The organism is Paenibacillus sp. W4I10 (assembly GCF_030816325.1).
Taxonomy (GTDB): Bacteria; Bacillota; Bacilli; order Paenibacillales; family Paenibacillaceae; genus Paenibacillus; species Paenibacillus amylolyticus_B.
Window position 1 is genome coordinate 1322177 of sequence record NZ_JAUSXX010000001.1, and the last position, 25561, is coordinate 1347737.

The following is a 25561-nucleotide window of genomic DNA, read 5'->3' on the forward strand; positions in this document are numbered from 1 at the left end:
TGGATGACAACATCTGCCACGCAAAAAGGGCGGATGTTTTGCTTTTTTAGGAAGAAAATATAACGAAGAAGAAATACAAGTGTAACTGTGAACAAAAGTTCAAGTTGATTTTTACATATGTTCATGTTAGTGTAAGTGTATAGAAAATAACTAGTTCAGATAAGGGAGAGATTCAATTGACTACACCACAATTAGCTAAAATGATCGACCATACGTTGCTTCGTGCGGACGCAACGCAAAGTGAAATGGCCAAGTTAACTGAAGAAGCAAAGCAATATCAGTTTGCTTCCGTATGTGTTAACCCAGGCTGGGTTGCTTATGCTGCTGAGCAGTTGCACGGTTCTGGCGTAGATATCTGCACCGTTATTGGTTTCCCACTGGGAGCATCTACATCGGAGACAAAAGCTTTCGAAACGAAAGATGCGATTGCTAAAGGTGCAACTGAAGTCGATATGGTCATCAACATCAGTGCTTTGAAAGATGGCAAAGATGATTTCGTTGAACAAGATATTCGTGCTGTTGTTGAAGCGGCTGCGGGTAAAGCTTTGGTGAAAGTTATTATTGAAACTTGTCTGTTGACGGATGAAGAGAAAGTACGTGCTTGTCAGGCAGCTGTGCGAGCTGGAGCTGATTTTGTTAAAACTTCTACAGGTTTCTCCACAGGTGGAGCAACACCAGAAGATATCGCTTTGATGCGTCGTACTGTAGGTCCTGACGTTGGCGTTAAAGCTTCCGGTGGCGTACGTAGCCTGGAAGATATGCAGAAAATGATCGAAGCGGGTGCAACTCGTATCGGTGCTAGTTCTGGCGTGAAGATTATGCAGGGTGGTCAGTCTTCATCGTCTTATTAAGCAAAAGATCTTATCAAGAAAAAGCTTAATAAATAAAAGTAATATTATATTCTCTGTACTTGGGCGTTCGACTCAGGTACAGGGAATACAAATTACACTTATATTTTAATTAACGGAACTTGTTGTAAGCGCTTCATAAGTTTTCTGAAAGATTACTGATAAGAATGCTTAAGAGCCCTTTGAGCTGAATTTCCACATCCGGCTTAACTACCTTCAAAGGAGAGATCAAATGAAATTTCTAATTGCCATTATCGGCTTACTCGTTGTTTTTGGACTGGCTTATATCGCAAGCAACGGCAAAAAACAGATACGTTACCGGCCGCTGGCTATCATGATTGTTTTACAAATTATACTAGCTTATGCTCTGTTGAATACAGGAGTGGGTACTTTTTTAATTGGCGGTTTCGCGACCGTATTTAAAAGTTTACTCGACTATGCGAATGAAGGTATCGCATTTGTATTTGGGGGTTTAACTACCGTAGGTGCAGAGAGCGGGGGGGCGCCGTTTTTCCTCAGCGTATTGATGCCGATTGTTGTCATCTCTGCCCTAATTGGCATATTGCAGTATATCCGAATCTTACCTTTTGTTATAAAATATATTGGTCTGGTATTAAGCAAAATCAACGGAATGGGCAAACTGGAATCATATAACGCGGTTGCTTCGGCTGTATTGGGGCAATCTGAAGTGTTCATTTCTGTGAAAAAACAAATTGGGTTGTTGCCAAAACATCGGCTGTACACCTTGTGTGCCTCGGCGATGTCCACGGTCTCGATGTCCATTGTTGGTGCTTATATGACCATGATCGAGCCGAAATATGTGGTTACAGCTCTTGTACTGAACCTGTTTGGCGGTTTTATCATTGCTTCGATCGTTAACCCTTATCGGGTGACGGAAGAAGAAGATATATTGGAAGTGCAGGATGAAGAGAAACAATCGTTCTTCGAAATGCTCGGCGAGTACATCCTGGATGGATTCAAAGTTGCTATCATCGTAGCTGCGATGTTAATCGGTTTTGTTGCCTTGATTGCACTTGTTAACGGAGTTTTCAGCTCGGTGCTTGGCATTTCGTTCCAAGAGCTACTCGGTTATGTGTTTGCACCATTTGCCTTCATCATGGGTGTTCCATGGAAAGAAGCGATTCAGGCAGGAAGTATTATGGCAACCAAAATGGTATCCAACGAATTCGTCGCTATGCTTAATCTGAAGGAGACTGCAATGTCTGCCAGAACAACGGGTATCGTATCCGTCTTCCTCGTGTCGTTCGCCAACTTCTCCTCCATCGGTATCATTGCTGGTGCGGTGAAGGGACTCCATGAGAAGCAAGGTAATGTGGTCGCCCGCTTCGGTCTGAAGCTGCTTTACGGTGCATCGCTCGTCAGCGTGCTGTCAGCGATTATTACTGGACTGTTCTTGTAAGCTGGATTATTTGGAAGGAGTGCTTAAAGTTATGTCAACATTCAAAAGAGTACATCTGATCGTTATGGATTCTGTAGGGATCGGCGAAGCGCCGGATGCAGCAGAATTTGATGATTTTGATGTAGATACCTTTGGTCACATTGCACGTGAACGCGGAGGTCTGAAAATGCCTCACATGGCCAGTCTCGGACTGTCCAACATCAAAGAAATCGAGGGTGTCCCTGTAGCGGATGCACCTAAAGCGTATTACACCAAGATGCAGGAAGCATCCAGAGGCAAAGACACAATGACAGGTCACTGGGAGCTGATGGGTCTTTACATTGATACACCTTTCCGTGTGTTCGAGAATGGTTTTCCCGATGAGTTGATTCAGCGTATTGAAGAGAAAACGGGCCGCAAAGTAATTGGCAACAAACCGGCAAGTGGCACTGAAATTCTGGATGAACTGGGTGCAGAGCATGTTGAAACTGGCGCGCTCATCGTCTACACATCCGCGGATTCGGTTCTGCAAATTGCAGCACATGAGGACGTTGTTCCGTTGAAAGAACTGTATGAGATCTGTGAGTTCTGCCGTGAGATTACACTTGAAGATCCGTATATGCTCGGCCGCATTATTGCACGTCCATTTGTAGGTGAAGCGGGTAACTGGAAACGTACTGCGAATCGTCATGACTATGCGCTCAAACCTTTTGGTCGTACGGTTATGAATGAACTGCAAGATAGCGGATTTGATGTGATTGCTTTGGGTAAAATCGCAGATATCTATGATGGCGAAGGTGTAACCAAGGCTGTTCGTACCGTTTCTAACATGGATGGCATGGACAAGTTGTCTGAAACGATGGATGAAGAGTTCACTGGACTCAGCTTCCTGAACCTGGTTGATTTTGATGCCCTGTACGGTCACCGTCGTGATCCGCAAGGATATGCTCAGGCACTTGAAGACTATGATGCACGGCTGCCAGAGATTTTTGCCAAAATGACCAACGATGATCTGCTGCTGATCACAGCTGACCATGGTAACGATCCAACATACCGTGGTACAGACCATACACGTGAATATGTACCACTGCTTGCCTACTCTCCGCGCTTCAGCGAGGGCAAAAAGCTTGACCTGCGCAGCACATTTGCTGACCTTGGCGCAACCGTAGCCGAGAACTTTGGAGTGAAAATGCCGGAACACGGTACCAGCTTCCTGAAGGATTTGAAATAAGTTTTTCAAAAACTGGATAGGGGAGGTCGGAGTAGCTTGGGCTGCTCCGGTCCTGCCATCATAATAGACTACTAATTGTATAACTGGAGGAGATTCATTCATGAGTACACATATTGGAGCAAAACCCGGGGATATCGCAGAAACGATCCTATTGCCAGGAGACCCTTTGCGCGCGAAATATATTGCAGATACGTACCTTGAAGATGTTGTATGTTACAACGAAGTTCGTGGAATGCTCGGTTACACAGGTACATATCAAGGACACCGGATTTCGGTGCAAGGTTCAGGGATGGGAATTCCGTCCTTTGCAATCTATGCTAACGAATTGATCAGCGAATATGGCGTAAAAAACCTGATTCGTGTAGGAACTTGTGGCGGTATGCAGGAGCATGTACGTGTACGTGACGTTATCCTTGCACAAGCAGCATGTACAGATTCCAGCATGAACAAACATGTATTTGGTGGATATGACTTCTCACCAATCGCTACGTTCTCCCTGCTGAAAGAAGCATATGACCGTGCAACAGCTAAAGGTATGAAAATTCACGTCGGTAACGTGTTCAGCTCCGATTCTTTCTACCGCGATGACCGTTCCGTAACCGAGAAGTTGATGAAACACGGCGTACTCGGCGTGGAGATGGAAACAACAGCATTGTACACTATCGCTGCCAAGTTTGGTGTTAACGCACTGACCATCCTGACGGTAAGTGACCACTTGCTGACAGGCGAAGAAACATCTGCCGAAGAGCGTCAAAAAACGTTTAACGACATGATGGTAGTTGCCCTGGACACAGCAATCACACTGTAATTGTTGTATTTTATATTCAAACATCATTTGATTTTAATCGAAACTTTTGTTTTAAGCACGGAGTGAAGGAACCGGAATCGATTCTGAAGAAGCAAAGCGTTCGCCTTTGTCTCCGAGTTTTCTCCATTGCAAATGGAATCAAAAAAACTTGGAGACAACAGCGATCGAAGGAACGATCCGGAGCCGGAACGGACAAACAACAAAGTGTTCTATACAATCAATACACATACAAGGAGAGATCATCATGAGAATGGTAGACATTATTGCCAAGAAACGCGACGGAAAAGAACTGACAACAGCTGAGATTGATTTTGTTGTTCAAGGATACACACAAGGAGAAATCCCAGACTATCAAGTCAGCGCTTGGGCGATGGCAGTATTTTTCAAAGATATGACAGACAAAGAACGTGCCGACCTGACGATGTCGATGGTGAATTCAGGTGAAACGATCGACCTGTCCGCTATCGAAGGTATCAAAGTAGATAAGCACTCCACAGGCGGTGTGGGCGATACAACAACACTGGTACTCGCTCCGCTTGTTGCTGCGCTGGATGTTCCTGTTGCCAAAATGTCCGGACGTGGACTTGGTCACACGGGTGGTACAACAGACAAGCTGGAATCCGTTGCTGGTTTCCACGTAGAGCTTGAAAAAGAAGAATTCATTCGTCTCGTAAACGAACATAAGGTTGCAGTTATTGGACAAAGTGGTAACCTTACGCCTGCAGACAAAAAGCTCTATGCACTGCGTGACGTAACAGCTACCGTTAACTCCATTCCATTAATCGCCAGCTCCATCATGAGTAAGAAAATTGCAGCAGGTGCTGATGCAATCGTATTGGATGTTAAAACAGGTGCTGGTGCATTCATGAAAACAACGGAAGATGCTAAAGAATTGGCACATGCCATGGTAAGCATCGGTAACAATGTTGGACGCAAAACGATGGCTGTTATCTCCGATATGTCCCAACCACTGGGCTTGGCGATTGGTAACGCGCTTGAAGTAAAAGAAGCCATCCTCACCCTGCAAGGTAAAGGGCCAAAAGATCTGGAAGAACTGTGTCTGGCTCTTGGACGTCAGATGGTATTCCTTGCTGGCAAGGCAGATTCCTTGGAGCACGCTGAGGAGAAATTGAAAGAAGTGATCCAGAACGGTAAAGCATTGGAGAAATTCAAAGATTTCTTGGCAAACCAAGGCGGAGACGCTTCGGTTGTGGATCATCCAGATCGTTTGCCACAAGCACAATATCTGGTTGAAGTCCCAGCAGACAAAGACGGCTATGTTGCCGGAATCGTAGCTGACGAGATCGGAACTGCAGCAATGCTGCTCGGCGCAGGCCGTGCAACGAAAGAGTCCGAGATCGATCTCGCAGTTGGTCTGATGCTGAACAAAAAAGTCGGTGACCCAGTCAAAGCTGGTGAGTCCCTCGTAACGATCCATGCCAATCGTGAAGACGTAGCTGACGTCATTGCGAAGATCAAAGAAAACATTACAATTGCGGATCATGCTGATGCTCCTGTATTGGTTCATGATATCGTAACGGAATAATACAATCAGAGCAGACGAGATGTAATCTCGTATCTGACTAAACATGAAAGCCCCAAAGCGATGTAATCCATAGCTTTGGGGCTTTTTTTCATTAAGGCGTGCACTGTTAATATTAGCAATTATTGTTTTTTTATTTTCTCATACGCCATCACTGAATCTGCGTTGGTATAAATATAAGGCGTGGATGGCTCGGATACAGGTGTCACCTTTATTGCCCGAATCTCAATCGTATCCTTACCGTTCACCTGTGCTGAACCGATGCTGCCATCGATTTGCACCCAGCTGTCTGTAGGGAAGCTATCCGCTTCTGGGATGTGGATCATCACGCCAAAGGGAGCTGCATCCGCGGGGCAACACATGACGAGAAATCGTCCCAGCGCAAAATGTGATTCATGATCCATGCTTTTGTCCCGATAAACGAATCCGGTTAAGGAGATATCTTTGCCTGCAAATTGTCGCTGGAACATATCAATCGTGCCGAGGGTTTCAGAGAAGATCTCGGGATAGACTCGGATGACCTGTTCTGCATACAACTTCTCCGCCAGTTCAGCGAATTCGCGGCTATACTCGTCTGGGGGAATGAATTGTACTTTGGTAGCCGATGCAGGCTGAACGGTCGTTGGTTTTTGTGTGTGATCTTGTACATTCAATTGCGTTGCTGGATCAGGTAAAGGCTCTTTTCGACGAATCTCGGGAGGGGCATAGGTGAGAGACATTCCTTTCTGACTGGCCATGGAGCTGCCGAGCGCCCGATCAGGTAACAGAAACCCCAGCAACAAGGGGATAGCAATCAGACCATATACCAACGAGCTGCGTAGGAAACCAGAAGGAGGTGGATGTTCACAATCGCAATGAACTTCGTTACTACTGAACAGTCCATGCCAGGCCATGATAACTGCAATAAACATTAAGGGAACAGGGCAGCATAATAGCAGTTTTTGCATGGTAGGAGCCAAATAATAATGAAGCGAGTCACTTGAATTCAAATGTATAATGTATACCGCAAGACCGCCGATCCAGACCGCACGGATCAAGTTGTGCCATTGGATGACGTGTGACCTTGGAACAGGAGGTTTGGTCATCGTATAGATCGTGTGGTTCATAACATCACCTCATTTCTATTAATCGTCAGGATGAAAGTTTATGAGATTAATCATTTAGGTCATGAAGTATGTTGCTCAACCTTTAGACCAGCAGATTAATCAACCACGAGCCGGCGAAGACGAGCGTGATAATGGCTAGACTTAGACCAATAACAAACCGGGTACGGAAGGTCGAGAGCAGCATCAGGGTGCTTTTGAAATCCAGCATTGGACCAAGCACAAGGAAGGATACCAGCGGCCCAAGTGCAAACGTATGTGAGAACGCAGAAGCCACAAACGCATCAGACGTGGAGCAGAGAGACAATACATATGCAAATCCCATCATGAACACATAGGAGGCAACAGGACCATTGCCAAGTGAGATGAGATCGCTGCGGCTAATGAATGTCTGGATGCAGGCTGTAATCAGGGCACCGATCACCAGATATTTGCTCATATCGACGAATTCGTCTCCGGCGTGAATGAAGAAGCTGCGCCAGTTTTTTACATGTTTATGATCATGTGCATTTGCGTGCGCGTGAGGTTGCGCCATTTTAAACCCAGGATGTGTCTTGACCTCTGTCACTGCGACTTTTGGCAACCGAAGGGGATTTCGACGAACAAACACATACACAAGCATGCCTATGGAAGCTGCTACGGCAAAGGCCAGTCCCATGCGGGCAATGGTAATCTCAGGATGGGAGGGAAAGGCGAGCAAGGTTGCGGTAAATACGATGGGATTGACTACGGGACCACTCAAGATGAACGTAACTGCGATATAGGCTGGCATGCCTTTGTGCATCAACCTTCTCACCACAGGGATCATGCCACATTCGCAGATGGGAAAAATAATACCGAGCAACCCTGCGACCAGCACACCGCCGATCGGATTCTTGGGCGTGAGTTTGCGGACCATTTCTTCGGATACAAACCACTGCATGAGCGAAGACAATAACACACCCATGAGCAGAAAAGGTGCAGCTTCAAGAAAGATACCTATGAATACGGTTTTCATATTTTGCAAAGCTTCACTGTTCCATGCTTCCTTCAGGTCTGGAGCCATTGTGATCAACACGGGAACAAGAAATGCACAAGGAATTAGCAAGGACAGGAGCTTCAAATTGGCTGCCATTTTCATGAAACAGACCTCCATAACTAGGACTTTGCTAAAATATATGCTTGTACGTGCGGCAACATACATCATTCCTATGTTCTAATCAACATTTTTACGATTAATCAAGATTCTTCATCATATTAGAGTTGACAACCTAAAGAAAATTGCGGTATAGTTCGGATTGATCAGCCTTAATAGTAATAATTACGATTAAAGTCACGACTTAAACAGAGTGGAGGAAGCAGAAATGTCAGATCAACAGGTTCAACAGCGGGTTCCAGTAACCGTACTTAGTGGATATTTGGGTGCAGGCAAAACGACACTTCTCAATCATGTGCTTCATAACCGCGAGGGGATGCGGGTTGCTGTTATCGTCAATGATCTCAGTGAGGTTAACATCGATGCAGGTTTAATACGAGATGGTGGAGGGTTATCGCGCATTGATGAGAAGCTTGTAGAGATGTCCAATGGTTGCATCTGCTGCACATTGCGGGAGGATCTGCTGAAAGAAGTTGAGCGGCTGGCGCTTGATGGTTCTTTTGACTACATATTGATCGAATCCACTGGGATTGGTGAACCGGTACCTGTCGCGCAGACGTTTACGTATATCGACGAGGAACTTGGCATTGATTTGACGAAATTCACTCGTCTGGACACTATGGTTACGGTTGTTGATGCTGCCCAGTTCTGGCGTGATTTTTATTCCAAAGAAACATTGAAGGACCGTGGACAGCAAGCGGGGGAAGACGATGTTCGCGGAATCGTTCATCTGCTGACGGATCAGGTGGAATTCTGTGATGTGCTGATTCTGAACAAATGTGATCTGGTGTCAGAAGAAGAACTGACGAAGCTTGAGAAGGCGTTACACGCCATGCAACCGGAGGCCAAGCTCATTCGCACGACACATGGGCAGATTGATCCGAGAGAGATAATGAATACGGGACGTTTTGATTTCGAAAAAGCAAGCCAGTCCGCGGGTTGGATCCGCGAATTAATGAAAGAGGAACATACCCCGGAGACTGAAGAATATGGAATTCATTCATTTGTCTATCATCGTAAACGTCCATTCCACCCGGAACGATTGCTGCGTTGGATTGCGAAATGGCCAGATAATATCGTGCGATCCAAAGGCCTGATGTGGCTGGCAACAAGGAACCATATGGCGATCTCTTTCAGTCATGCAGGCACATCGAAGCAGCTTGCGCCAGCAGGAATATGGGTAGGTGCGATGAGTGAGGAGGAAAGGCAACTTCATTTTGGCGACACGCTGCCAAGCATACCAGACTGGGATGATAAGTGGGGTGACCGGGTAACCAAATTAGTATTTATCGGCATTGATATGGATCGGGTAGAGATTGAACGTACATTGGATGAGACCCTTCTTACGGAGGAGGAAATGGGGATGAACTGGCGTGAACTGAAAGATCCTTTTCCAGCGTGGAGTTGACAAACGAAAAAGCATAGGCTAATATCATTAAATAGTAATAATTACGATTAAATAAGAGGAGGCAACAACCATGAGAGTCATTGTAACTTTAGCCTGCACCGAGTGCGGGGACCGTAACTATACAACAACCAAGAACAAACGTAACCATCCAGAGAGACTTGAGATGAAGAAGTATTCCCCACGTTTGAAGAAAATGACGATCCACCGGGAAACCAGATAAAATTTTTTTGTTGTTTTTAAATCGTAATACTTACGAAAAGAGGGAAAGGCATGATACTATCCTCCATGCGTGATGTTGTATTTGGATATGGCAAAGAGCCGGTCATTGATCAACTGTCGCTGGATATCCATGTGGGAGAGTTCATAGGCATCACAGGTCCCAATGGTTCTGCCAAAACAACCCTGTTAAAGCTGCTGCTGGGGCTATTGAAGCCCTGGAGCGGCACGATACATATGAGTCCGCAGTTGAAACGTGGGAACAAGTCCAATATCGGTTATGTGCCTCAGCAGGTGGCATCGTTTAATAGTGGATTTCCCAGCACGGTGAATGAGCTGGTACGATCGGGATGTTATACCAGACTAGGACTATTCCGCAGATTTACATTGGAGCAGGATGCCATCGTTGAACGCAGTTTGCGTGAGGTCGGCATGTGGGAATATCGGAAAACACGTGTTGGTGAGCTGTCCGGTGGACAGAAACAGCGGATCTGTATTGCCAGAGCCATGGCTGGGCAACCGCAGGTTCTGGTACTGGATGAGCCGACAACGGGAATGGACCGACGCAGCCGAGAGGGCTTCTACGATCTGATGCGCCATTATGCGGATGTTCATGGATTAACGATTATTATGGTTACTCACGGGCTGGAAGAAATGGGAGATCGATTGGACCGCACCATTACCCTGGAGCGGCAAGAAAGTGAGGAATGGCAGTGTTTGAGTACGAATTCATGCAACGTGCCTTCTGGGCAGGTGGACTGATTGGGGTCATAGCTCCGATTCTGGGTGTCTATCTGATGCTCAGAAGGCAAGTCCTTATGGCAGACACGTTATCCCATGTCTCACTCGCAGGGGTGGCGCTAGGTTCGGTCATGAATCTTAACCCGGTCATCTGCGGATTCGCCATTGCCATTATCGGTGCATTACTGGTTGAACAACTGCGTCGAAGTTACCGAACCTATAGCGAGGTTCCTGTTGCAATCATTATGACCTCGGGGCTAGCCCTTGCGGTGGTATTGATGAGTCTGAAAACGAATCTGTCCAAAACATTCAGCTCATACTTATTTGGATCAATTGTCGCGGTTAGCGATATGCAGTTGTGGTTGATGGCAGGTGTATGTGTCACGGGTTTGCTTTTTTTCATCATACTCCGAAGACCGCTCTATAGCTTTACGTTTGATGAAGAGACAGCTTCCATTGGAGGCGTTCAAGTGAGAGGTTTATCGTTTGCATTTGCCATTCTGACAGGAATGACTGTAGCTTCAGCGATGCCGATTGTCGGTGTGTTGCTGGTGTCTGCTCTCATTGTATTACCTGCTGCCTTGGCACTGAGAGTGTCTCGCAGTTTTACAGCAGCGATTATTGTCGCGGTAATTACAGGATTAATCGGTATTTTTAGCGGGCTCACAACATCTTACCATCTAAATACACCACCGGGAGGAACAATTGCACTCATCCTGTTGGTCATCCTATTGACTGGAATATCAGCGCAAAAGCTGATTGCACGATATAACCGCAAGCGTCACCGAAAACAAACGAAATCACAGCACGTCATTCTGGTCAACCATTCTAGGAGGAATACACCACATGAAATTCAGTAAAAAAGCTACGCTCGGATTGTTGTTTAGTCTTACACTTATCGTCGCAGGCTGCGGACAAAAATCCGCTTCTGATGCAAATACAGCTTCGACAGGCACTTCCGTTCCAGTCGAGACGGAAACCGCAAAATTAAACGTGCAGGTCAGCTTCTACCCGATGTACGAGTTCACCAAAAATGTGGCAGGTGATCTGGCAGAGGTGCATACCCTCGTTCCAGCAGGAATGGAGCCTCATGATTGGGAGCCCACACCACAAGATATTGCCAGCATTGAAAAAGCGGATTTGCTTGTATACAACGGTGCGGGTATGGAATCATGGATGGATCAGGTCACCGGAAGTCTAAGCAACGCTTCGCTCATTCAGGTGGAAGCAAGCAAGGGCATCAACCTGCTTGAAGGTGGAGAGCATGATCACCATCATGAAGATTCAGAGGCAACAGAACATGACCACGATCATGACCATGCGAATGAAGCGACTACAGAACAACACGACCACGATCATGCAGATGAAGCAACTGCTGAAGAACACGACCACGATCATGACGCCGAGGCAGAAGAAGGACATGATCACGATCACGGTGGACTTGATCCCCACGTATGGCTGTCACCTGCATTGGCTGTAAAAGAAGTGCGCAATATTGAAGCAGGACTGGCGCAGGCTTCCCCGGAACATGCTGAACAGTTCAAGCAGAATGCAGATGCTTACATTGCTCAACTGGAGTCACTGGATCAGGACTTCAAGGCGGCTGTGACGGATAGCAAACGCAAGGATTTCATCACACAACACGCTGCATTTGGCTACCTTGCCAAGGAATATGGATTGCAACAGGTGCCCATCGCAGGGTTGTCTCCTGAGCAAGAACCTTCAGCAGCGCAGATGGCATCTGTCATTGATTTTGCAAAAGAGCATCAGGTGAAGACCATTTTCTTCGAAACACTGGTTTCATCCAAAGTGTCTGAGACGATCGCGAGTGAAGTGGGAGCCAAAACGGCTGTATTGAACCCGATTGAGGGACTTACCGAGGAAGAGATAGCGGAGGGAATGGACTACATCAGCGTGATGAGACAAAATTTGGAGGCTCTGAAACTGGCGCTGAACGAATAATAAAAGATCGATTTGATGCCTATCACCGAAAAAGGTACAATAATACAACATGCTGAGGAATGGATCGCCATTCCTTGCCTTTTTGCAAAGCAGAGAGCACAGGGATGTGCTCTCTCTTTGTTGAATAAGGTGACCGGATCGAGGAGAACAGGAGGACGCATTGCATGAATTTAAATGAGGAACATGAAGTGCTGTTAAGTGAACAGCCTGCCCATCTGTGGAGACGGCGGAAGCTGGAGCTGATGCACTGGACGGAACGTGACAAACATACAGTATCCGCGAAGAAAATAGAGATTTGGAACGGTGTTGAAGTTGATGCCGAACTCGTGAAGGCATTGTCCATACTTCAGAGTGCGGGCGTGAGGACGGAATTTTCATGTGCAGGGGTGAGCCCGCTTGATGAACCTGTCGATCATTCCCTTTATGCTTATGTTACCCTGATACAAAGTGAGGTTGCAGATCAATTCGTACACTATGCTCTCCGTCGGATGCGGAATCGACTGCTCGTTACGCTAGAGGCCGAAAAGGGCCGCTATGATCTGTCTTCTTTTTTCATTGGACACAATCGGAGCTTCTGCTGGTGGATGGAGCACTGTGCCCTACAGTTTGGAAGCCGAAACGAATCGAGTGAAAAAAGCGTAGTATAAAGGATAGGCTTGTTTATTTGAAGGTGAAGGAGGTATGGCACGATTGAATAAGTGGGTCAAAACGATACTTTTTCTACTAGGCTCCGTCTTTCTTACACGATTCATCCCATTTTCGTCCTTGTTCCGTAACCTGGATACGATGATTCACGAATTCGGTCATGCACTAATGACACTAGTATTGTCCGGTAAAGTGCTGCGCATTGAATTATACGCTGATCATAGTGGTGTAACTTACTCTTCCATGCTGACGCCAGGCAGATCGATCCTGGTTTCTCTGGCGGGATATATCAGTGCATCACTGTTCGCCTTACTGTTGTTTTACTTATACCGCAAAGGCTTGCACATGTGGGGACTCGGTATTATGACGGCTGTCGCTCTGGTGTCACTCCTGTTATATGTAAGAGGGGAGTTCGGCATGTTATGGCTGACCGGGTTCATCGTACTGAACGTTGTCATTATGATTTTTGGCGCCAAGATCGTGAAGTTCTATTATCTGTTACTGGCGTTTCTTACGCTGGAAGAGTCGGTTGTTAGTGCTGTATACGTTGGACTGATGTCCTGGACTCAACCTTCACGGGCAGGGGATGCAGCGAATCTCGCTCAGCAGACATTCCTTCCGGCGCTATTCTGGGGCACGTTGTTCGCTTTGTTTGCACTGTGGTGTGCCAAGGGAGCACTCGGTCTCTTTTTCCGCAAAGAAGGCACTTCGCGATCGACACGGTCTCGGGGATTACGAAGAGCGTAACGGATATAAGTTATATAAAAGCAAAGAAGGCACTTCCTTTCTTCATAAAAGGATAGTGCCTTTTGTTTATGGACTTACATCTGATATTAAAGATATTGAACCTAATCTCCAAGATTATCCCATAACACATAAAAGTAATAAATCTCTTCCATAATCGCCTTATCATCCTCTGCCGCAACGCCGCCCTTGATCCGAGCAAGGGTGCCCAGAATATCATATATTGTTTCACGCTCCACACTGAACTGAATGCGGTCGACGATTTTTTCCCAGGCCTGCATTGCGTAATCGACTTGAGACTTGGCTTCAGTCCATTTTTTACCCTCAACCTGTTTCTCTAATGTTTGTATAGATTCAAGCAAGCGATCATCGGTGCCAAAGGGCTTTTTGAGAAAAGATCCGCTAGCCATAATTGCAACGAACACAAGAATGAGGAAGATCGGAAGTACATATAGCAACCAGAAACGTGTTTTCATTCAACCACCTCCCGCAATGTGAACATTTAGAATGGTCCTTCATAGTCACCCATATCCACTTTTTCGTTAAAACGATCATCGAAGAGATCAATGTACAATTTGTCATTGGGTAGAATGGCAGCAAATGCAATGTCCTGAATCGTCACTTTTTTCTTTTTCAGTTGTTCGGTAAGCCACTGGATATCCTTATGTCTCTCATAAAGGTTCTGTTTGATCAGAACACCATCAATGATCAGTTCGGTCATCAGCTTGCTTTTCGGGGGATGCATATGCATATCTTTGGCGGTAACAGGCTGATGCTCAGGTTTTAACACAACGGAGAGACTGCCATCGGGCTCCATGATTGCATAGTCGAGTGTAGTGATATCAAATACATCCTTTTGCCGCAACATGACGGTCAGTTCGTCAAATTTCACACGCATTTTATGCAGATTCTGTTCCAAAATTTTGCCGTTCTGAATCACTAGGGTAGGATCGGAATCCATCAATTTGGAGAGGGTGCGACTTTTCATCGTAATGAACTGAAAAATGATCGTGATCAGTGTGAAAATGGTCAAGGCGACAAAATGAATCCATGCCTTGGACGAGAGATCGGTTGCAAACGTACCCGCAATGGAACCAATTGTAATGCCGTTAATGTAATCAAAATACGTCAAGTTACCCATCTGCTGCTTGCCTAGCACCCTTGTATAGATGATCAGGGTCAGAAAGGCAATAATAGACCGTACGGCAACAACCCATGTTTCTTCCATCATGTATGTATCACCTTCCTTTATTTCACCATAGCTCTGTTACAAGCTTTTCCTATGCTGGAGGATCTTATGCTTGAACGCAAAAAACCGAAACCTGGGTATGTATCCCAGGCTTCGGTTTCAATAACTACCTATATTAGTTGAACTGATTCATTTACACGTAACGGAGAGGAAAGAAAAAACCTGAAAAAGCGAAGCGCTCGCCTTTATCCCCGGATTTCTCCTTCTGAAAAGTGAATCGATAAAATCTGGGGATAACAGCGATTGGAAGGTTGTTCTTTTATCGGAGTGTCTGTGTAAGACATCGTTAAACACCGGAATACGCCATAAATCCGCCATCTACCGGAATGACTGTGCCAGTGACAAAGCCGGATTGTCTTTCATCCGCAAGCCACATCAACGTGCCAAGCAGGTCTTCCGGTTTGCCAAAGCGGCGCATGGGTGTATGAGCAATAATTTTACTGGAACGTTCCGTTGGTGAGCCGTCTGGTTGCAGTAATAGATTACGGTTTTGCTCAGTCAGGAAGAACCCGGGTGCAATAGCATTGACACGAATACCCGATTCGGCCAGATGAACGGCGAGCCACTGCGTGAAGTTGTTAATGGCTGCCTTCGCAGCGCTGTACGCTGGAACTTTCGTCATGGGCGATGGGGCGCTCATGGAAGAAATGTTTATGACAGTAGCGGGAACATCGCGCTCTATCATATGTTTTGCAAAGATCTGAGTGGGGATGAGAGAACCGACAAAATTCAGATCCATCACCTGACGAAATCCCTCTACACTTACATCGAAAAATGTAGTGACATCGCTCTTTTCCAGATCTTCCAATCTGAAAATTTCATTCGTGGTGTTGGCACTGGCGTTATTGCCACCCGCGCCATTGATAAGAATGTCGCATGGCCCAAGCTGTTCCAGCACAGCATCTGCCGCCGCTTGCACACTATCGGCCTGGGTTACGTCACAGGCAATAGCAATCGCTCTGCCACCGGCAGCTTCAATCGCAGCTACAACTTCCTGCCCCTTGGACACAGTACGGTTCAAGATGGCTACACTTGCACCGTGCCGAGCGAGTTCTTCCGCCATGGAGCGGCATAGCACTCCGGCACCTCCAGTGATTACAGCCGTTCTGCCATTGAGACGAGATGAGCGTTCATATTGGTGTTCACTCATGCTTTTGCCCTCCTTTGCAGGGAATCCCAGACACCCCAGAGATACATGATCCCCAAAGCCCGGTCATAGAGTCCATAACCAGGTCGGCACTGTTCTCCCCAGAGATGACGACCGTGGTCGGGTCTTGCATAACCTTCATAACCGATATCGTGATAAGCCTCAACAACCCCCGCAATATCAACACTGCCATCCTGACTGCGATGTGAGGTTTCGATAAAGTCGCCATTATCGTAGATTTTGACATTACGAATGTGGGCAAATGGAATCCGATCCTTGAACTCGTGTATCATCCCGATAATGTCATTATCAGCATTCGCTCCCAAAGAGCCACTGCATAGTGTCACGCTGTTGTAAGGGCTATCATAAAGATTCAAATATTTGCGAACATTCTCCTGACTTGTAATAATCTTTGGTAATCCAAAAATTGGCCATGGCGGGTCATCCGGATGGATGGCCATTCGAATCCCCAGCCGTTCGGCTGTAGGCATAATCTCTTGCAGGAAATAACGTGCGTGCTCCCACATATGATCCTCGGTTACATCCTTGTAGGCTTCGAACAGACCTGTTAAATACTGCAATCGTTCCGGTTCCCAACCTGGCATGGTGAGTGCGGAGTTTTCGGTAATGCGTCGAACGAGTTCTAGAGGTTCTATATCTGCGAGTTTACTGTGCTCATAGAAGAGGGCAGTTGAGCCATCCTCCATTTCCTTGTGCATATCCGTGCGAAGCCAGTCGAAGATCGGCATAAAGTTGTAACAGATGACCTTCACACCAACTTGAGCCAGTTTCTCCATTGTTTTAATATATTTCGCAATGTATTTATCCCTTGATGGCAGGCCCAACTTGATATCCTCATGGATGTTCACACTCTCAACGACATCCAGATGTAACCCGGCCTTGTCCGCTGCTGTTTTGACAGCGAGTATTTTGTCCATTGGCCATTCCTCGCCAGCAGGAACATCGTGCAGTGCCCACACAATACCTTCAACACCCGGAATCTGCCGGATATGATCCAGCGTTACCGTATCATTGCCTTCGCCGAACCAGCGAAAAACCATTTTCATCACGTTCACCTCATCATGAATAGTAGGAAGAAAAATTCAGTCATTGAAAATAGGACGGATATGTATCCTGCAGGACAGCCAAATCGGTGACAGTTAAATGCAAGTGTTCCTGCATCAGTCGCTCTGCTGTGTCGGCATCATGCTGCTGAATGGCCTTGACCATAGACCGGTGCTGTTCAATCAGGTGATCCCACTGGTGGTCCGAGGACAGGCGTAACATGCGACTTCGATTCAAATGTACATTCATCTGCTGGATAACAGTCCAAGTGTTGCTTTTGTTGCAGCCTGCAAAAAGAGTGCTATGGAATTCCTCATCCAATTGGAACATTCGTTCATCATCCGGTTTGACCCTGCATTCCTGTTGCCACGCAAGGTTCTGTTCAAGTGCCATCATCTGTTCGTTCGGAAAGTTCTCGCAGGCGAGCCTGATTACGGCTCGTTCGAGCTGTTCACGCATGAATCGTGCTTCCTCAACGAGATCGACCTGAATCAGAGAGACGTATGTGCCACGCTGTGGATACACTTCCAGCAGACCTTCCTGAGCAAGCCTTACAAAACTTTCTCGAACAGGTGTCCGGCTGACCTGGAACTCCAGCGAAATTTCCTTCTCAGAAATAGCTGTTCCCGGAGGCATTTTCAGACTCAAAATGAGTTGTTTCAGCGTGAAGTAAACGACATCTCGCGTTGAGTAAGATTGCTTATTATTCATGAAAGACATATTGCTCGCAACAGGCAACAAACCGGCTTTGGATGATAACTTTGGGGTATATTCCACAACTTCAACTCCTTCAATGACATACTACCATACTTGTATGGTAGTATGGAAGCGCTTTATCGGCATTATGTTAAATTTAGTTGATGATTCACTTGCAGTTCAAGGTAATGGAGAGTAGAATTCAGTTTATTAGGTTCGAATGTTTAAACTAACAGACATCAAACAGAGAAAATATACGTAGAAATAATGAAGAAGAAGTAGTATAGAGGTGAAACTATGGGACAAAAAGCAATTAGCGTTTTTCAAACCTGTATTCCGTTATTTCAGGTGTTAAGTGACAACCATCGTCAATCCATTTTGCTGACACTTACCGAGAAGGGCAGAATGACGGTGAATGAAATTACCGAACAATCCAGCCTATCCCGGCCAGCCATATCTCATCATCTCAAGCTGTTGTTAGAGAAAGGGCTTATATCTGTGGAACAGAAGGGCACACAGCGTTATTATTCGGCTTCATTGAATGCATCTGTGGAACTGCTGAAGGAACTGGTAACTGCTTTGGAAGAAGAGTGTCTGTAGATTAATAGTGATAAAACATGCTTTTGCATGTGTCTTATAGGTTCGTAAGTTTAAACGCTTGATCAATAATAAGTAGAGGAGTATGTATATATGACAACGACTATACAGGAAGTTGAACAGATTTTGGAGCAGCAACGACAGTTCTTTCGTTCCGGGGCCACAAGATCGGCAGAAGCTCGAATTGCCCGTCTGACCCAACTGAAGCAGGCCATTCAAAAGTACGAATCCAGACTGACAGAAGCTCTCTATCGGGATTTGGGCAAAAGTGAGTTCGAATCCTACACAACCGAGATCGGATTTATGATGGATAGCATCACACACACCATTCGTAAAGTGAGTAAATGGGTGAAACCCGTGAAAGTGAAAACGCAAATGGCGCTCCTGGGTTCGAAAAGTTATATCATAGCCGAACCCTACGGGGCGGTTCTGATTATCGGACCGTTTAATTATCCTTTTCAACTCTTAATCGAACCATTGGTAGGTGCTATTGCAGCAGGTAACACAGCCGTGCTCAAAGCGTCAGAGAATACACCTGCGGTGTCCGCTGTTGTACGTGAAATGATTGCGAGCGTGTTCGAACCGGCATACGTACAAGTGCTTGATGGTGCAAAAGATACAACGACAGCGCTGATTAACGCGCCATTCGACTATATCTTTTTTACAGGCAGTGTACCGGTAGGCAAGATTGTGATGGAGGCAGCTGCGAAAAATCTGGTTCCCGTCACATTGGAACTGGGTGGTAAGAGCCCGGTCATCGTGGATGAACAGGCGGATATCAAAGTAGCAGCTGAGCGCATTATATGGGGCAAACTGCTCAATACAGGACAGACCTGTATTGCACCCGATTATTTACTTGTGCATGAGCGCGTGAAGGAACCGTTAATTACGGAGATGAAGGCAGCGATTGTGTCCTTCTTTGGTTCGGATATCCAGCACAACAAGGACTATGGGCGAATCGTGAACAAGGGACATTTTAAACGTCTGACGACTTTGATTGAGCGGGATCAGGCCAAAGTAATATATGGGGGAGCTTCGGATGAGGAAGATCGCTTTATAGAACCGACGCTGATTGATGCAGAATCCTGGGATGCAGCGACGATGGAAGATGAGATTTTTGGACCGATTCTGCCGATCATCAGCTACCGTAACCTCGATGAAGCCATTGTAGAAATCGTAAAGCGGCCGAAACCACTCGCATTGTATCTGTTTACTTCCGACACCCGGGTTCAGGATAAAGTGCTGCGCGAAGTTTCTTTTGGAGGCGGCTGCATCAACGATACCATCACGCATGTAGCGAATCCACGTCTGCCGTTTGGCGGAGTTGGTCATTCTGGTGTTGGCTCGTATCATGGGCAGTACAGCTTCGAAACCTTCTCCCACCTCAAAAGTGTACTGAAAAAAAGCACCAAATTGAATCTGCCAATTCTATATCCACCGTATGATAACAAGCTGAAGCTGATTAAACGTTTGTTGAAATAAATAAGAAAGACGAAAGCCTGCTACTGGACTTCATTCCAGAGCAGGCTGTTCCTGTCGATAACGGGATGGTGACATGCCGGACCAGCGTTTGAATTGACGACTGAAATGGGCAATATCCTTATAACCAAGCATGACGGCAATATTTTGAACGGACAGCTTCGGATTGCCCAGAAGAAGCTTCGCTTCATGCAAAACCAACTGGGACAATACAGTACGTGGAGACTGACCAAACACCTGCTTAAACACGCGATTACAGTGAGAAGAACTGATGCCCAGCTCTGCTGCAATATCATCAATGCCATAGTGACCGTGGGACTCGTGACCCTGTTTGAATTGCTGACTCATCAGGCCTTGCAACCGATTACGAATCTGGTGGGCGAGTTCGATCTTCTCGTGTCCGTCGGTAAACCATTGCGCTGCCTCTTGCGAGACGGCCTCCCACAGATGGCCAAATAGTTCAAATACCGCAGATTGCAACTGCATACGCTGTACCATCGTATTTGCTGTTTCATCATCCGCAGATGACATCAATTTGCGCAAAACAGGCTCGATCTGCTGTGTAACCGGACTGTCTGCACTGAATCGCACTTGTTTGATACGCGCCAGCAGTGATAAGAACAACTGATCATCAATGTCAAAGTGCATACAAAAATACGTGAATCCCTTGCCGTTATGGCTCTGGCTGGAATGAATGCTCCCCGGGGGAATCAGGAGCAGCTCGCCAGCCTTTTGAATATATAGGGTACCGTTCACCATCATGCGTTGCTCGCCTTCGGTAACATAATTCAGTTCATATTGAGGGTGCTCATGCGCCGGATAATCCCAGTCAAGACCAACACTTCGTAAATGAATGGCGAACAGATTGACTGTTGTTTGCACATCTGGATAAAAAACTTCATGGACACTTTCTCCCAAAGTAGGAGGTAAATACGTTGAAGACATGGAAGATCCCCCTTTATTTAGAGGTTGTTCAAAAAATAAGATTTTGAACATGCGCTTATCTCAAATGGAATGATTTTTTGTAACCGCTTTAATCCATTATAGTCTATCAGCTTGATTTGGGTAAATATCCGATTGATTTGATCATGGTCTGAGGTGGAACCACGTGTTAGGATGGGGCTAATGAAAACGTATGCAAACTATTTTGAGAGGGGTTATGATTCGTGAGCACATCGAAATCCATCTTTTATAATGCACATCACGCACCGATTGGTGCTTTTGCGAGTTTTACACTGGGTTATAAAGGAGCCAAAGGCGGGCTGGGTCTTGAACTCGGCAAGCCGGCTGACCAGAATGTATATATTGGATTACAATCTCGCGATGGCGACAATTATCAGGCGCTTCCTTTTTATGAAGCTTCTGAGGATGAGAGCAGCCGCTATGATGTAGAGAAGTTGGAGAATGGGGACCCGGCGTCGACAAACGGGACCAAAGTTCCACAACCTCTTATTACGGCTTTTCGCGATGAAGAGATTACCCGTGAATTCACCTCAGGTACGGATACGTGGACTGCTGGAGATCTGACGTTCCGTATCTACTCGCCTGTACGTCCAGTACCTGATCCAACGAATGGGGATCGTGAAGAATTAATGGATGCACTCGTACCTGCCGTATTGGTTGAGATGACGATTGACAATACGAAAGTTCCACAACCCCGCAAAGCCTACTTTGGCTATCAGGGCAATGATCCGTACTCTGCGATGCGTCTGATTGGGGGACCGGAAGGTGGCTCCATCACAGGTGTGGGACAAGGTCGACTTACAGCAATTATGTCGGCAGATGACGGACTGTGGCCCGCACGCGGATTTACGCTGGAGAAACTGTTGCAGGAGAAACATCGGGAGAATCTGGCATTTGGACTTGGCTCAACCGCTGCACTACTTATGGAGGTGCCGGCTGGAGAGAAACGTACGTATCAATTTGCAGTATGTTTCTATCGCGGGGGCATTGTGACGACCGGCATGGACACAACGTATTGGTATACGCGGTACTTCTCCGATATTCAGGCAGCAGGAGAGTATGCACTACAACGCTTCAGTGAGTTGACCGCATCCTGTGGAGAGGTTGAACAGCGCCTCGGATCGGCTGCTTTGACCGAAGATCAATCATTCATGCTTGCTCATTCCATTCACAGCTATTATGCCAGTACTCAACTGCTGGATGCCGATGGTGAGCCACTATGGGTGGTGAACGAAGGGGAGTATCGGATGATGAACACACTTGATCTAACGGCTGATCAGTTGTACTTCGAGCTTGCCTTGAATCCATGGACGGTGCGTAATGAGCTGGAGTGGTTTGTGAAACGATACAGTTATACGGATCAGGTTCGTTTCCCGGGGGAAGAGAAGTTATATCCGGGCGGAATTACCTTTACCCATGATATTGGTGTTGCCAATGTGTTCTCACGCCCGGGACATTCGGCATATGAGCTGGTTGGCATTGACGACTGTTTCTCACAGATGAGCCACGAGGAGCTGGTGAACTGGCTCTGCTGCGCGACCGTATACATTGAACAGACACAGGATCAGGCTTTTGTGAAAAACATGTTGCCTGTTATCCAGGATTGCTTCGAAAGCATGCTTAATCGTGATCATCCCGACGCAGAGCAGCGTAACGGTCTGATGGGTCTGGATAGCAGCCGTACCCAAGGTGGAGCGGAGATTACAACCTACGACAGCCTGGATGTGTCACTTGGACAGTCTCGCAATAATATCTATCTGGCGGGTAAATGTTGGGCGGTTTATGTTGCATTGGAGAAGCTTTTTGCAACTGAGAAGTTGGCGGATCTGTCCCATCAAGCAGGGCTTCAAGCGGATCGCTGCGCTGCCAGTATTGCTGCACAGTTGACTGATGGCGGCTACATTCCAGCTGTTATTGCAGAAAATAATGATTCTCGAATCATTCCGGCGATTGAAGGTTTGGTGTTCCCGTACTTTACAGGCTGTGAAGCAGCACTGGATGTCAATGGTCGCTTTGGACCTTATCTGAAAGCACTCCAAACTCATCTGAAGACGGTTCTTGTACCGGGAACATGTCTGTTTGAAGATGGAGGCTGGAAACTGTCCTCAACTAGCAATAACTCGTGGTTGAGCAAAATCTACCTGTCCCAGTTTATCGCTAGAGAGCTGCTGGGTGTGGAATGGAATGAGACAGGCAAAGCTGCAGACGCGGCTCATGTCAACTGGCTGCTGCATCCAGAGGAATCGTACTGGTGCTGGAGTGACCAGATCCTGTCTGGTGTAGCGGTTGGCAGCAAGTACTATCCGCGTGGTGTAACGTCGATTCTATGGCTACTCGAAGGAAAAGGGAATCGCCTTGCCCAGATCTATGCTACTAAGGAGGCGGTACAATGAACCAATCCGTCGTTCAATCTGCCTTGTCAGGTCCACAGTATGATGCGTGGCTGGGGTATCACTCCGAATTGCCTAAAGCGAATGGCCTTGCCCAAAATACGGCTCCTGCATGGAGCAAACTGATACTGGCTGAAGAGAACCATGGAGTAATCACAACAGCGCTGACCGAACTTTCACGGGGACTGGAGAGGTTATATGGCGTGAAACCGTCGGTCAGTCATCTGTCTGATGCTCAGGAAAGTGAACGGGACAGTCATGCTTCCGCTCCCGCAATACGAATCGGCACTTGGACAGGGAGCGATTCCGTGGCTGGGTTGTTCAGCGAGACAGAGCGTTCAACTGTTCAAGGAGAAGGATACATCATTCGTGAGACCGAGACCGAGGGTGTACTGGTCATTGGATCAGAGACTCCCCAAGGTGTGCTGTATGGTGCATTCCATCTGCTTCGAGAGCTGACAATGGATCAAGGAAGTGCACATGAGGCGGATGGCGCTGTGAATAGGTGGAGCTTCATTACAGAGCAGCCAACCAATGCGCTACGGATGATTAATCAGTGGGATAACGTGGACGGCAGCATTGAGCGTGGTTACGCAGGAGAATCCATTTTCTATGATAACGGGGAATTCACGCTGGACTTGGGACGCATCCGGGATTACGCACGTTTGCTCGCTTCCACAGGGATCAATGCTATATCGATCAATAACGTCAATGTACACCGCCGTGAGAGTCTGTTTCTGACTGAACGTTATCTTAGTGATGTGGCGAAGGTTGCCGCTGAATTCAGAGCGTATGGTATTCGATTGTTCCTGAGCGCCAACTACGCGAGTCCAATTGAGATTGGTGGATTACGTACGGCTGATCCGCTGGATGCGCAGGTACGGGAATGGTGGAACATGCAAACGGCCAAGGTGTACGCAGCGATTCCGGATTTTGGCGGTTACCTGATCAAGGCAGACTCAGAGAATCGTCCGGGACCGTTCACGTATAACCGTGATCATGCCGATGGTGCGAACATGCTGGCTGAAGCCCTTCGGCCTTTCGGTGGATTGGTCATCTGGCGTTGCTTTGTCTATAACTGCAAGCAGGACTGGCGGGACCGTTCCACTGACCGTGCACGTGCAGCCTATGACCACTTTACGCCGCTGGACGGGCGTTTTGCCGAAAATGTCATTTTGCAGATCAAAAACGGGCCGATGGACTTTCAGGTGAGAGAGGCGGTATCCCCGCTGTTCGGCGCCATGGAAAATACAAATCAGGTGATTGAATTTCAGATTACACAGGAGTATACCGGGCAACAACGTCATCTCTGTTATCTGGTTCCCCAGTGGAAAGAAGTATTGGACTTTGACACATACGCCAAAGGCGAAGGTTCAGAGATCAAGCGAATTGCGGACGGTTCTCTGTATAAAAGACCATACAGTGGCTTCGCCGCAGTATCCAATATTGGTGCAGATGCCTGTTGGACAGGGCATCCACTCGCGCAGGCGAATCTATATGGATACGGAAGACTTGCGTGGAACCCGGAGCTGTCAGCGGAAGAGATTGCCGATGAGTGGGTGAGACTCACATTTGGACATGAAGACGAAGTTGTGCGGCAGATTACGGGCATGCTTTTGACTTCACTAGATATCTATGAGAATTATACGGCGCCTCTCGGTGTGGGTTGGATGGTTAACCCGGAACATCATTACGGGCCAAATGTAGATGGATATGAGTATTCCAAATGGGGGACGTATCACTTTGCCGATTGTCATGGCATTGGTGTAGATCGAACCGTGAACAGCGGTACAGGATACACTTCACAGTATCACCCTGAGAACGCTGATCGTTATGAGTCCGTAGACACCTGTCCGGATGAGTTGATCTTATTTTTCCATCACGTGCCGTACACCCATGTTCTGCATTCGGGTAAAACGGTCATTCAGCATATTTATGATACACACTTTGAAGGTGTTGCGCAGGCGGAGGCGTTAGCCGAGACATGGAGAGGGCTGGAGGGCAAAATCGACCCGGTCATTTTCAGTAAAGTTGCTTCATTACAGGACAACCAGGCCGAACATGCGAAGGAATGGCGGGACATGATCAATACGTACTTTTATCGCAAGAGCGGCATTGCGGATGAACAAGGTCGAACAATCTATTGATTGGTGATGTGAAGAAAGAAGATACCTTGTTAGCTTTGATGTACA

At 46.9% G+C, this 25561-nt stretch carries 24 protein-coding genes; 16 read left to right on the forward strand and 8 right to left on the reverse strand.

The genetic code is table 11. From position 1 onward, the window contains the following. Positions 1–200: 200 nt before the first annotated feature. The 5 genes from deoC (at position 201) to QF049_RS06120 (ending at position 5832) form a co-directional block, all read left to right on the forward strand. Positions 201–851: a deoxyribose-phosphate aldolase gene (deoC, locus tag QF049_RS06100; protein ID WP_307543115.1), complete on the forward strand. Its 651-nt coding sequence runs from the start codon at positions 201–203 to the stop codon at positions 849–851. Between the two features lie 229 nt (positions 852–1080). Next, a complete protein-coding gene (locus tag QF049_RS06105) occupies positions 1081–2268 on the forward strand; it encodes a NupC/NupG family nucleoside CNT transporter (RefSeq protein WP_307535672.1) in 1188 nt (395 codons plus the stop codon). Positions 2269–2299: 31 nt separating this feature from the next. Then, positions 2300–3478, forward strand: a complete 1179-nt coding sequence (gene deoB / locus QF049_RS06110; RefSeq protein WP_124115150.1) for a phosphopentomutase — start codon at positions 2300–2302, stop codon at positions 3476–3478. Positions 3479–3578: 100 nt separating this feature from the next. After that, positions 3579–4286 (forward strand): purine-nucleoside phosphorylase, encoded by a 708-nt coding sequence (gene deoD, locus QF049_RS06115; RefSeq protein WP_017688193.1) that lies wholly within the window; start codon positions 3579–3581, stop codon positions 4284–4286. 244 nt (positions 4287–4530) lie between these two features. Further along, entirely contained in the window at positions 4531–5832 is a 1302-nt protein-coding gene (locus QF049_RS06120; protein WP_036613808.1) for a pyrimidine-nucleoside phosphorylase, read from the forward strand. A gap of 119 nt (positions 5833–5951) precedes the next feature. Here the strand turns inward: QF049_RS06120 and QF049_RS06125 are convergent, their stop codons facing one another. After that, positions 5952–6935 carry a TIGR03943 family putative permease subunit gene (locus QF049_RS06125; protein ID WP_307535676.1) on the reverse strand — a complete coding sequence of 328 codons (984 nt, stop codon included), beginning with the start codon at positions 6933–6935 and terminating at the stop codon, positions 5952–5954. An 82-nt stretch (positions 6936–7017) separates the two neighbouring features. After that, the gene (locus QF049_RS06130) at positions 7018–8052 is read right to left on the reverse strand and encodes a permease (protein ID WP_307535678.1); all 1035 of its coding nucleotides are present in this window, start codon (positions 8050–8052) and stop codon (positions 7018–7020) included. A 223-nt stretch (positions 8053–8275) separates the two neighbouring features. Between QF049_RS06130 and QF049_RS06135 the strand changes: the two genes are divergently transcribed. The 7 genes from QF049_RS06135 to QF049_RS06165 all read left to right on the forward strand — a co-directional run bounded on the left by QF049_RS06135 (position 8276) and on the right by QF049_RS06165 (position 13786). Next, entirely contained in the window at positions 8276–9475 is a 1200-nt protein-coding gene (locus tag QF049_RS06135; RefSeq protein WP_307535680.1) for a GTP-binding protein, read from the forward strand. Positions 9476–9545: 70 nt separating this feature from the next. Beyond that, positions 9546–9695 carry a 50S ribosomal protein L33 gene (rpmG, locus tag QF049_RS06140; protein ID WP_036613813.1) on the forward strand — a complete coding sequence of 50 codons (150 nt, stop codon included), beginning with the start codon at positions 9546–9548 and terminating at the stop codon, positions 9693–9695. A 50-nt stretch (positions 9696–9745) separates the two neighbouring features. Further along, positions 9746–10453 (forward strand): metal ABC transporter ATP-binding protein, encoded by a 708-nt coding sequence (locus QF049_RS06145; protein WP_307535683.1) that lies wholly within the window; start codon positions 9746–9748, stop codon positions 10451–10453. Beyond that, positions 10399–11292 carry a metal ABC transporter permease gene (locus QF049_RS06150; RefSeq protein ID WP_307535685.1) on the forward strand — a complete coding sequence of 298 codons (894 nt, stop codon included), beginning with the start codon at positions 10399–10401 and terminating at the stop codon, positions 11290–11292. The genes QF049_RS06145 and QF049_RS06150 overlap by 55 nt, the downstream gene beginning before the upstream one ends. Then, complete coding sequence (locus tag QF049_RS06155) at positions 11279–12394, forward strand: metal ABC transporter solute-binding protein, Zn/Mn family (protein WP_307535687.1); 1116 nt, start codon at positions 11279–11281, stop codon at positions 12392–12394. Before QF049_RS06150 ends, QF049_RS06155 begins: the two co-directional genes overlap by 14 nt. Before the next feature lie 164 nt (positions 12395–12558). Beyond that, on the forward strand, positions 12559–13041 hold the full coding sequence (locus tag QF049_RS06160; protein WP_091019451.1) for a hypothetical protein: 483 nt from the start codon (positions 12559–12561) through the stop codon (positions 13039–13041). A gap of 43 nt (positions 13042–13084) precedes the next feature. Continuing rightward, positions 13085–13786 carry a M50 family metallopeptidase gene (locus tag QF049_RS06165; RefSeq protein WP_307543117.1) on the forward strand — a complete coding sequence of 234 codons (702 nt, stop codon included), beginning with the start codon at positions 13085–13087 and terminating at the stop codon, positions 13784–13786. Between the two features lie 101 nt (positions 13787–13887). Here QF049_RS06165 and QF049_RS06170 read toward each other — a convergent pair whose 3' ends face one another. The 5 genes from QF049_RS06170 to QF049_RS06190 all read right to left on the reverse strand — a co-directional run bounded on the left by QF049_RS06170 (position 13888) and on the right by QF049_RS06190 (position 17964). Next, complete coding sequence (locus QF049_RS06170; protein WP_307535689.1) at positions 13888–14259, reverse strand: DUF4363 family protein; 372 nt, start codon at positions 14257–14259, stop codon at positions 13888–13890. 26 nt (positions 14260–14285) lie between these two features. Beyond that, positions 14286–15014 (reverse strand): DUF421 domain-containing protein, encoded by a 729-nt coding sequence (locus tag QF049_RS06175; RefSeq protein WP_307535691.1) that lies wholly within the window; start codon positions 15012–15014, stop codon positions 14286–14288. Positions 15015–15318: 304 nt separating this feature from the next. Next, a complete protein-coding gene (locus QF049_RS06180) occupies positions 15319–16182 on the reverse strand; it encodes an SDR family oxidoreductase (RefSeq protein ID WP_124115137.1) in 864 nt (287 codons plus the stop codon). Continuing rightward, the gene (uxuA, locus tag QF049_RS06185; RefSeq protein ID WP_307535696.1) at positions 16179–17246 is read right to left on the reverse strand and encodes a mannonate dehydratase; all 1068 of its coding nucleotides are present in this window, start codon (positions 17244–17246) and stop codon (positions 16179–16181) included. Before uxuA ends, QF049_RS06180 begins: the two co-directional genes overlap by 4 nt. Positions 17247–17286: 40 nt before the next feature. Beyond that, entirely contained in the window at positions 17287–17964 is a 678-nt protein-coding gene (locus tag QF049_RS06190) for a GntR family transcriptional regulator (RefSeq protein ID WP_307543119.1), read from the reverse strand. A 273-nt stretch (positions 17965–18237) separates the two neighbouring features. Here QF049_RS06190 and QF049_RS06195 point away from each other — a divergent pair, with 273 nt between their 5' ends. Together QF049_RS06195 and QF049_RS06200 are read left to right on the forward strand one after the other, a co-directional pair. Next, positions 18238–18540 carry an ArsR/SmtB family transcription factor gene (locus QF049_RS06195; protein ID WP_307535698.1) on the forward strand — a complete coding sequence of 101 codons (303 nt, stop codon included), beginning with the start codon at positions 18238–18240 and terminating at the stop codon, positions 18538–18540. A 90-nt stretch (positions 18541–18630) separates the two neighbouring features. Further along, positions 18631–20019, forward strand: a complete 1389-nt coding sequence (locus tag QF049_RS06200) for an aldehyde dehydrogenase (RefSeq protein ID WP_307535699.1) — start codon at positions 18631–18633, stop codon at positions 20017–20019. A 30-nt stretch (positions 20020–20049) separates the two neighbouring features. Here the strand turns inward: QF049_RS06200 and QF049_RS06205 are convergent, their stop codons facing one another. Next, on the reverse strand, positions 20050–20961 hold the full coding sequence (locus tag QF049_RS06205; protein WP_307535701.1) for an AraC family transcriptional regulator: 912 nt from the start codon (positions 20959–20961) through the stop codon (positions 20050–20052). A 221-nt stretch (positions 20962–21182) separates the two neighbouring features. On the opposite strand from QF049_RS06205, the gene QF049_RS06210 reads away from it, so the two are divergent. Next, complete coding sequence (locus QF049_RS06210) at positions 21183–23372, forward strand: glycoside hydrolase family 52 protein (protein ID WP_307535703.1); 2190 nt, start codon at positions 21183–21185, stop codon at positions 23370–23372. Continuing rightward, a complete protein-coding gene (locus QF049_RS06215; RefSeq protein WP_307535705.1) occupies positions 23369–25516 on the forward strand; it encodes an alpha-glucuronidase family glycosyl hydrolase in 2148 nt (715 codons plus the stop codon). The genes QF049_RS06210 and QF049_RS06215 overlap by 4 nt, the downstream gene beginning before the upstream one ends. Positions 25517–25561: the final 45 nt, after the last annotated feature.

Excerpts from the sequence above, each read along its gene's own strand:
- rpmG (WP_036613813.1), top strand. The coding sequence starts at position 9,546 with ATGAGAGTCATTGTAACTTTAGCCTGCACCGAGTGCGGGGACCGTAAC.
- QF049_RS06125 (WP_307535676.1), bottom strand. The coding sequence starts at position 6,935 with ATGAACCACACGATCTATACGATGACCAAACCTCCTGTTCCAAGGTCA.
- deoB (WP_124115150.1), top strand. The coding sequence starts at position 2,300 with ATGTCAACATTCAAAAGAGTACATCTGATCGTTATGGATTCTGTAGGG.
- QF049_RS06195 (WP_307535698.1), top strand. The coding sequence starts at position 18,238 with ATGGGACAAAAAGCAATTAGCGTTTTTCAAACCTGTATTCCGTTATTT.
- QF049_RS06215 (WP_307535705.1), top strand. The coding sequence starts at position 23,369 with ATGAACCAATCCGTCGTTCAATCTGCCTTGTCAGGTCCACAGTATGAT.
- deoD (WP_017688193.1), top strand. The coding sequence starts at position 3,579 with ATGAGTACACATATTGGAGCAAAACCCGGGGATATCGCAGAAACGATC.
- deoC (WP_307543115.1), top strand. The coding sequence starts at position 201 with ATGATCGACCATACGTTGCTTCGTGCGGACGCAACGCAAAGTGAAATG.
- QF049_RS06205 (WP_307535701.1), bottom strand. The coding sequence starts at position 20,961 with ATGTCTTCAACGTATTTACCTCCTACTTTGGGAGAAAGTGTCCATGAA.
- uxuA (WP_307535696.1), bottom strand. The coding sequence starts at position 17,246 with ATGAAAATGGTTTTTCGCTGGTTCGGCGAAGGCAATGATACGGTAACG.
- QF049_RS06175 (WP_307535691.1), bottom strand. The coding sequence starts at position 15,014 with ATGATGGAAGAAACATGGGTTGTTGCCGTACGGTCTATTATTGCCTTT.
- QF049_RS06120 (WP_036613808.1), top strand. The coding sequence starts at position 4,531 with ATGAGAATGGTAGACATTATTGCCAAGAAACGCGACGGAAAAGAACTG.
- QF049_RS06105 (WP_307535672.1), top strand. The coding sequence starts at position 1,081 with ATGAAATTTCTAATTGCCATTATCGGCTTACTCGTTGTTTTTGGACTG.
- QF049_RS06180 (WP_124115137.1), bottom strand. The coding sequence starts at position 16,182 with ATGAGTGAACACCAATATGAACGCTCATCTCGTCTCAATGGCAGAACG.
- QF049_RS06155 (WP_307535687.1), top strand. The coding sequence starts at position 11,279 with ATGAAATTCAGTAAAAAAGCTACGCTCGGATTGTTGTTTAGTCTTACA.
- QF049_RS06130 (WP_307535678.1), bottom strand. The coding sequence starts at position 8,052 with ATGAAAATGGCAGCCAATTTGAAGCTCCTGTCCTTGCTAATTCCTTGT.
- QF049_RS06145 (WP_307535683.1), top strand. The coding sequence starts at position 9,746 with ATGATACTATCCTCCATGCGTGATGTTGTATTTGGATATGGCAAAGAG.
- QF049_RS06190 (WP_307543119.1), bottom strand. The coding sequence starts at position 17,964 with ATGTCTTTCATGAATAATAAGCAATCTTACTCAACGCGAGATGTCGTT.
- QF049_RS06170 (WP_307535689.1), bottom strand. The coding sequence starts at position 14,259 with ATGAAAACACGTTTCTGGTTGCTATATGTACTTCCGATCTTCCTCATT.
- QF049_RS06150 (WP_307535685.1), top strand. The coding sequence starts at position 10,399 with ATGGCAGTGTTTGAGTACGAATTCATGCAACGTGCCTTCTGGGCAGGT.
- QF049_RS06200 (WP_307535699.1), top strand. The coding sequence starts at position 18,631 with ATGACAACGACTATACAGGAAGTTGAACAGATTTTGGAGCAGCAACGA.
- QF049_RS06160 (WP_091019451.1), top strand. The coding sequence starts at position 12,559 with ATGAATTTAAATGAGGAACATGAAGTGCTGTTAAGTGAACAGCCTGCC.
- QF049_RS06135 (WP_307535680.1), top strand. The coding sequence starts at position 8,276 with ATGTCAGATCAACAGGTTCAACAGCGGGTTCCAGTAACCGTACTTAGT.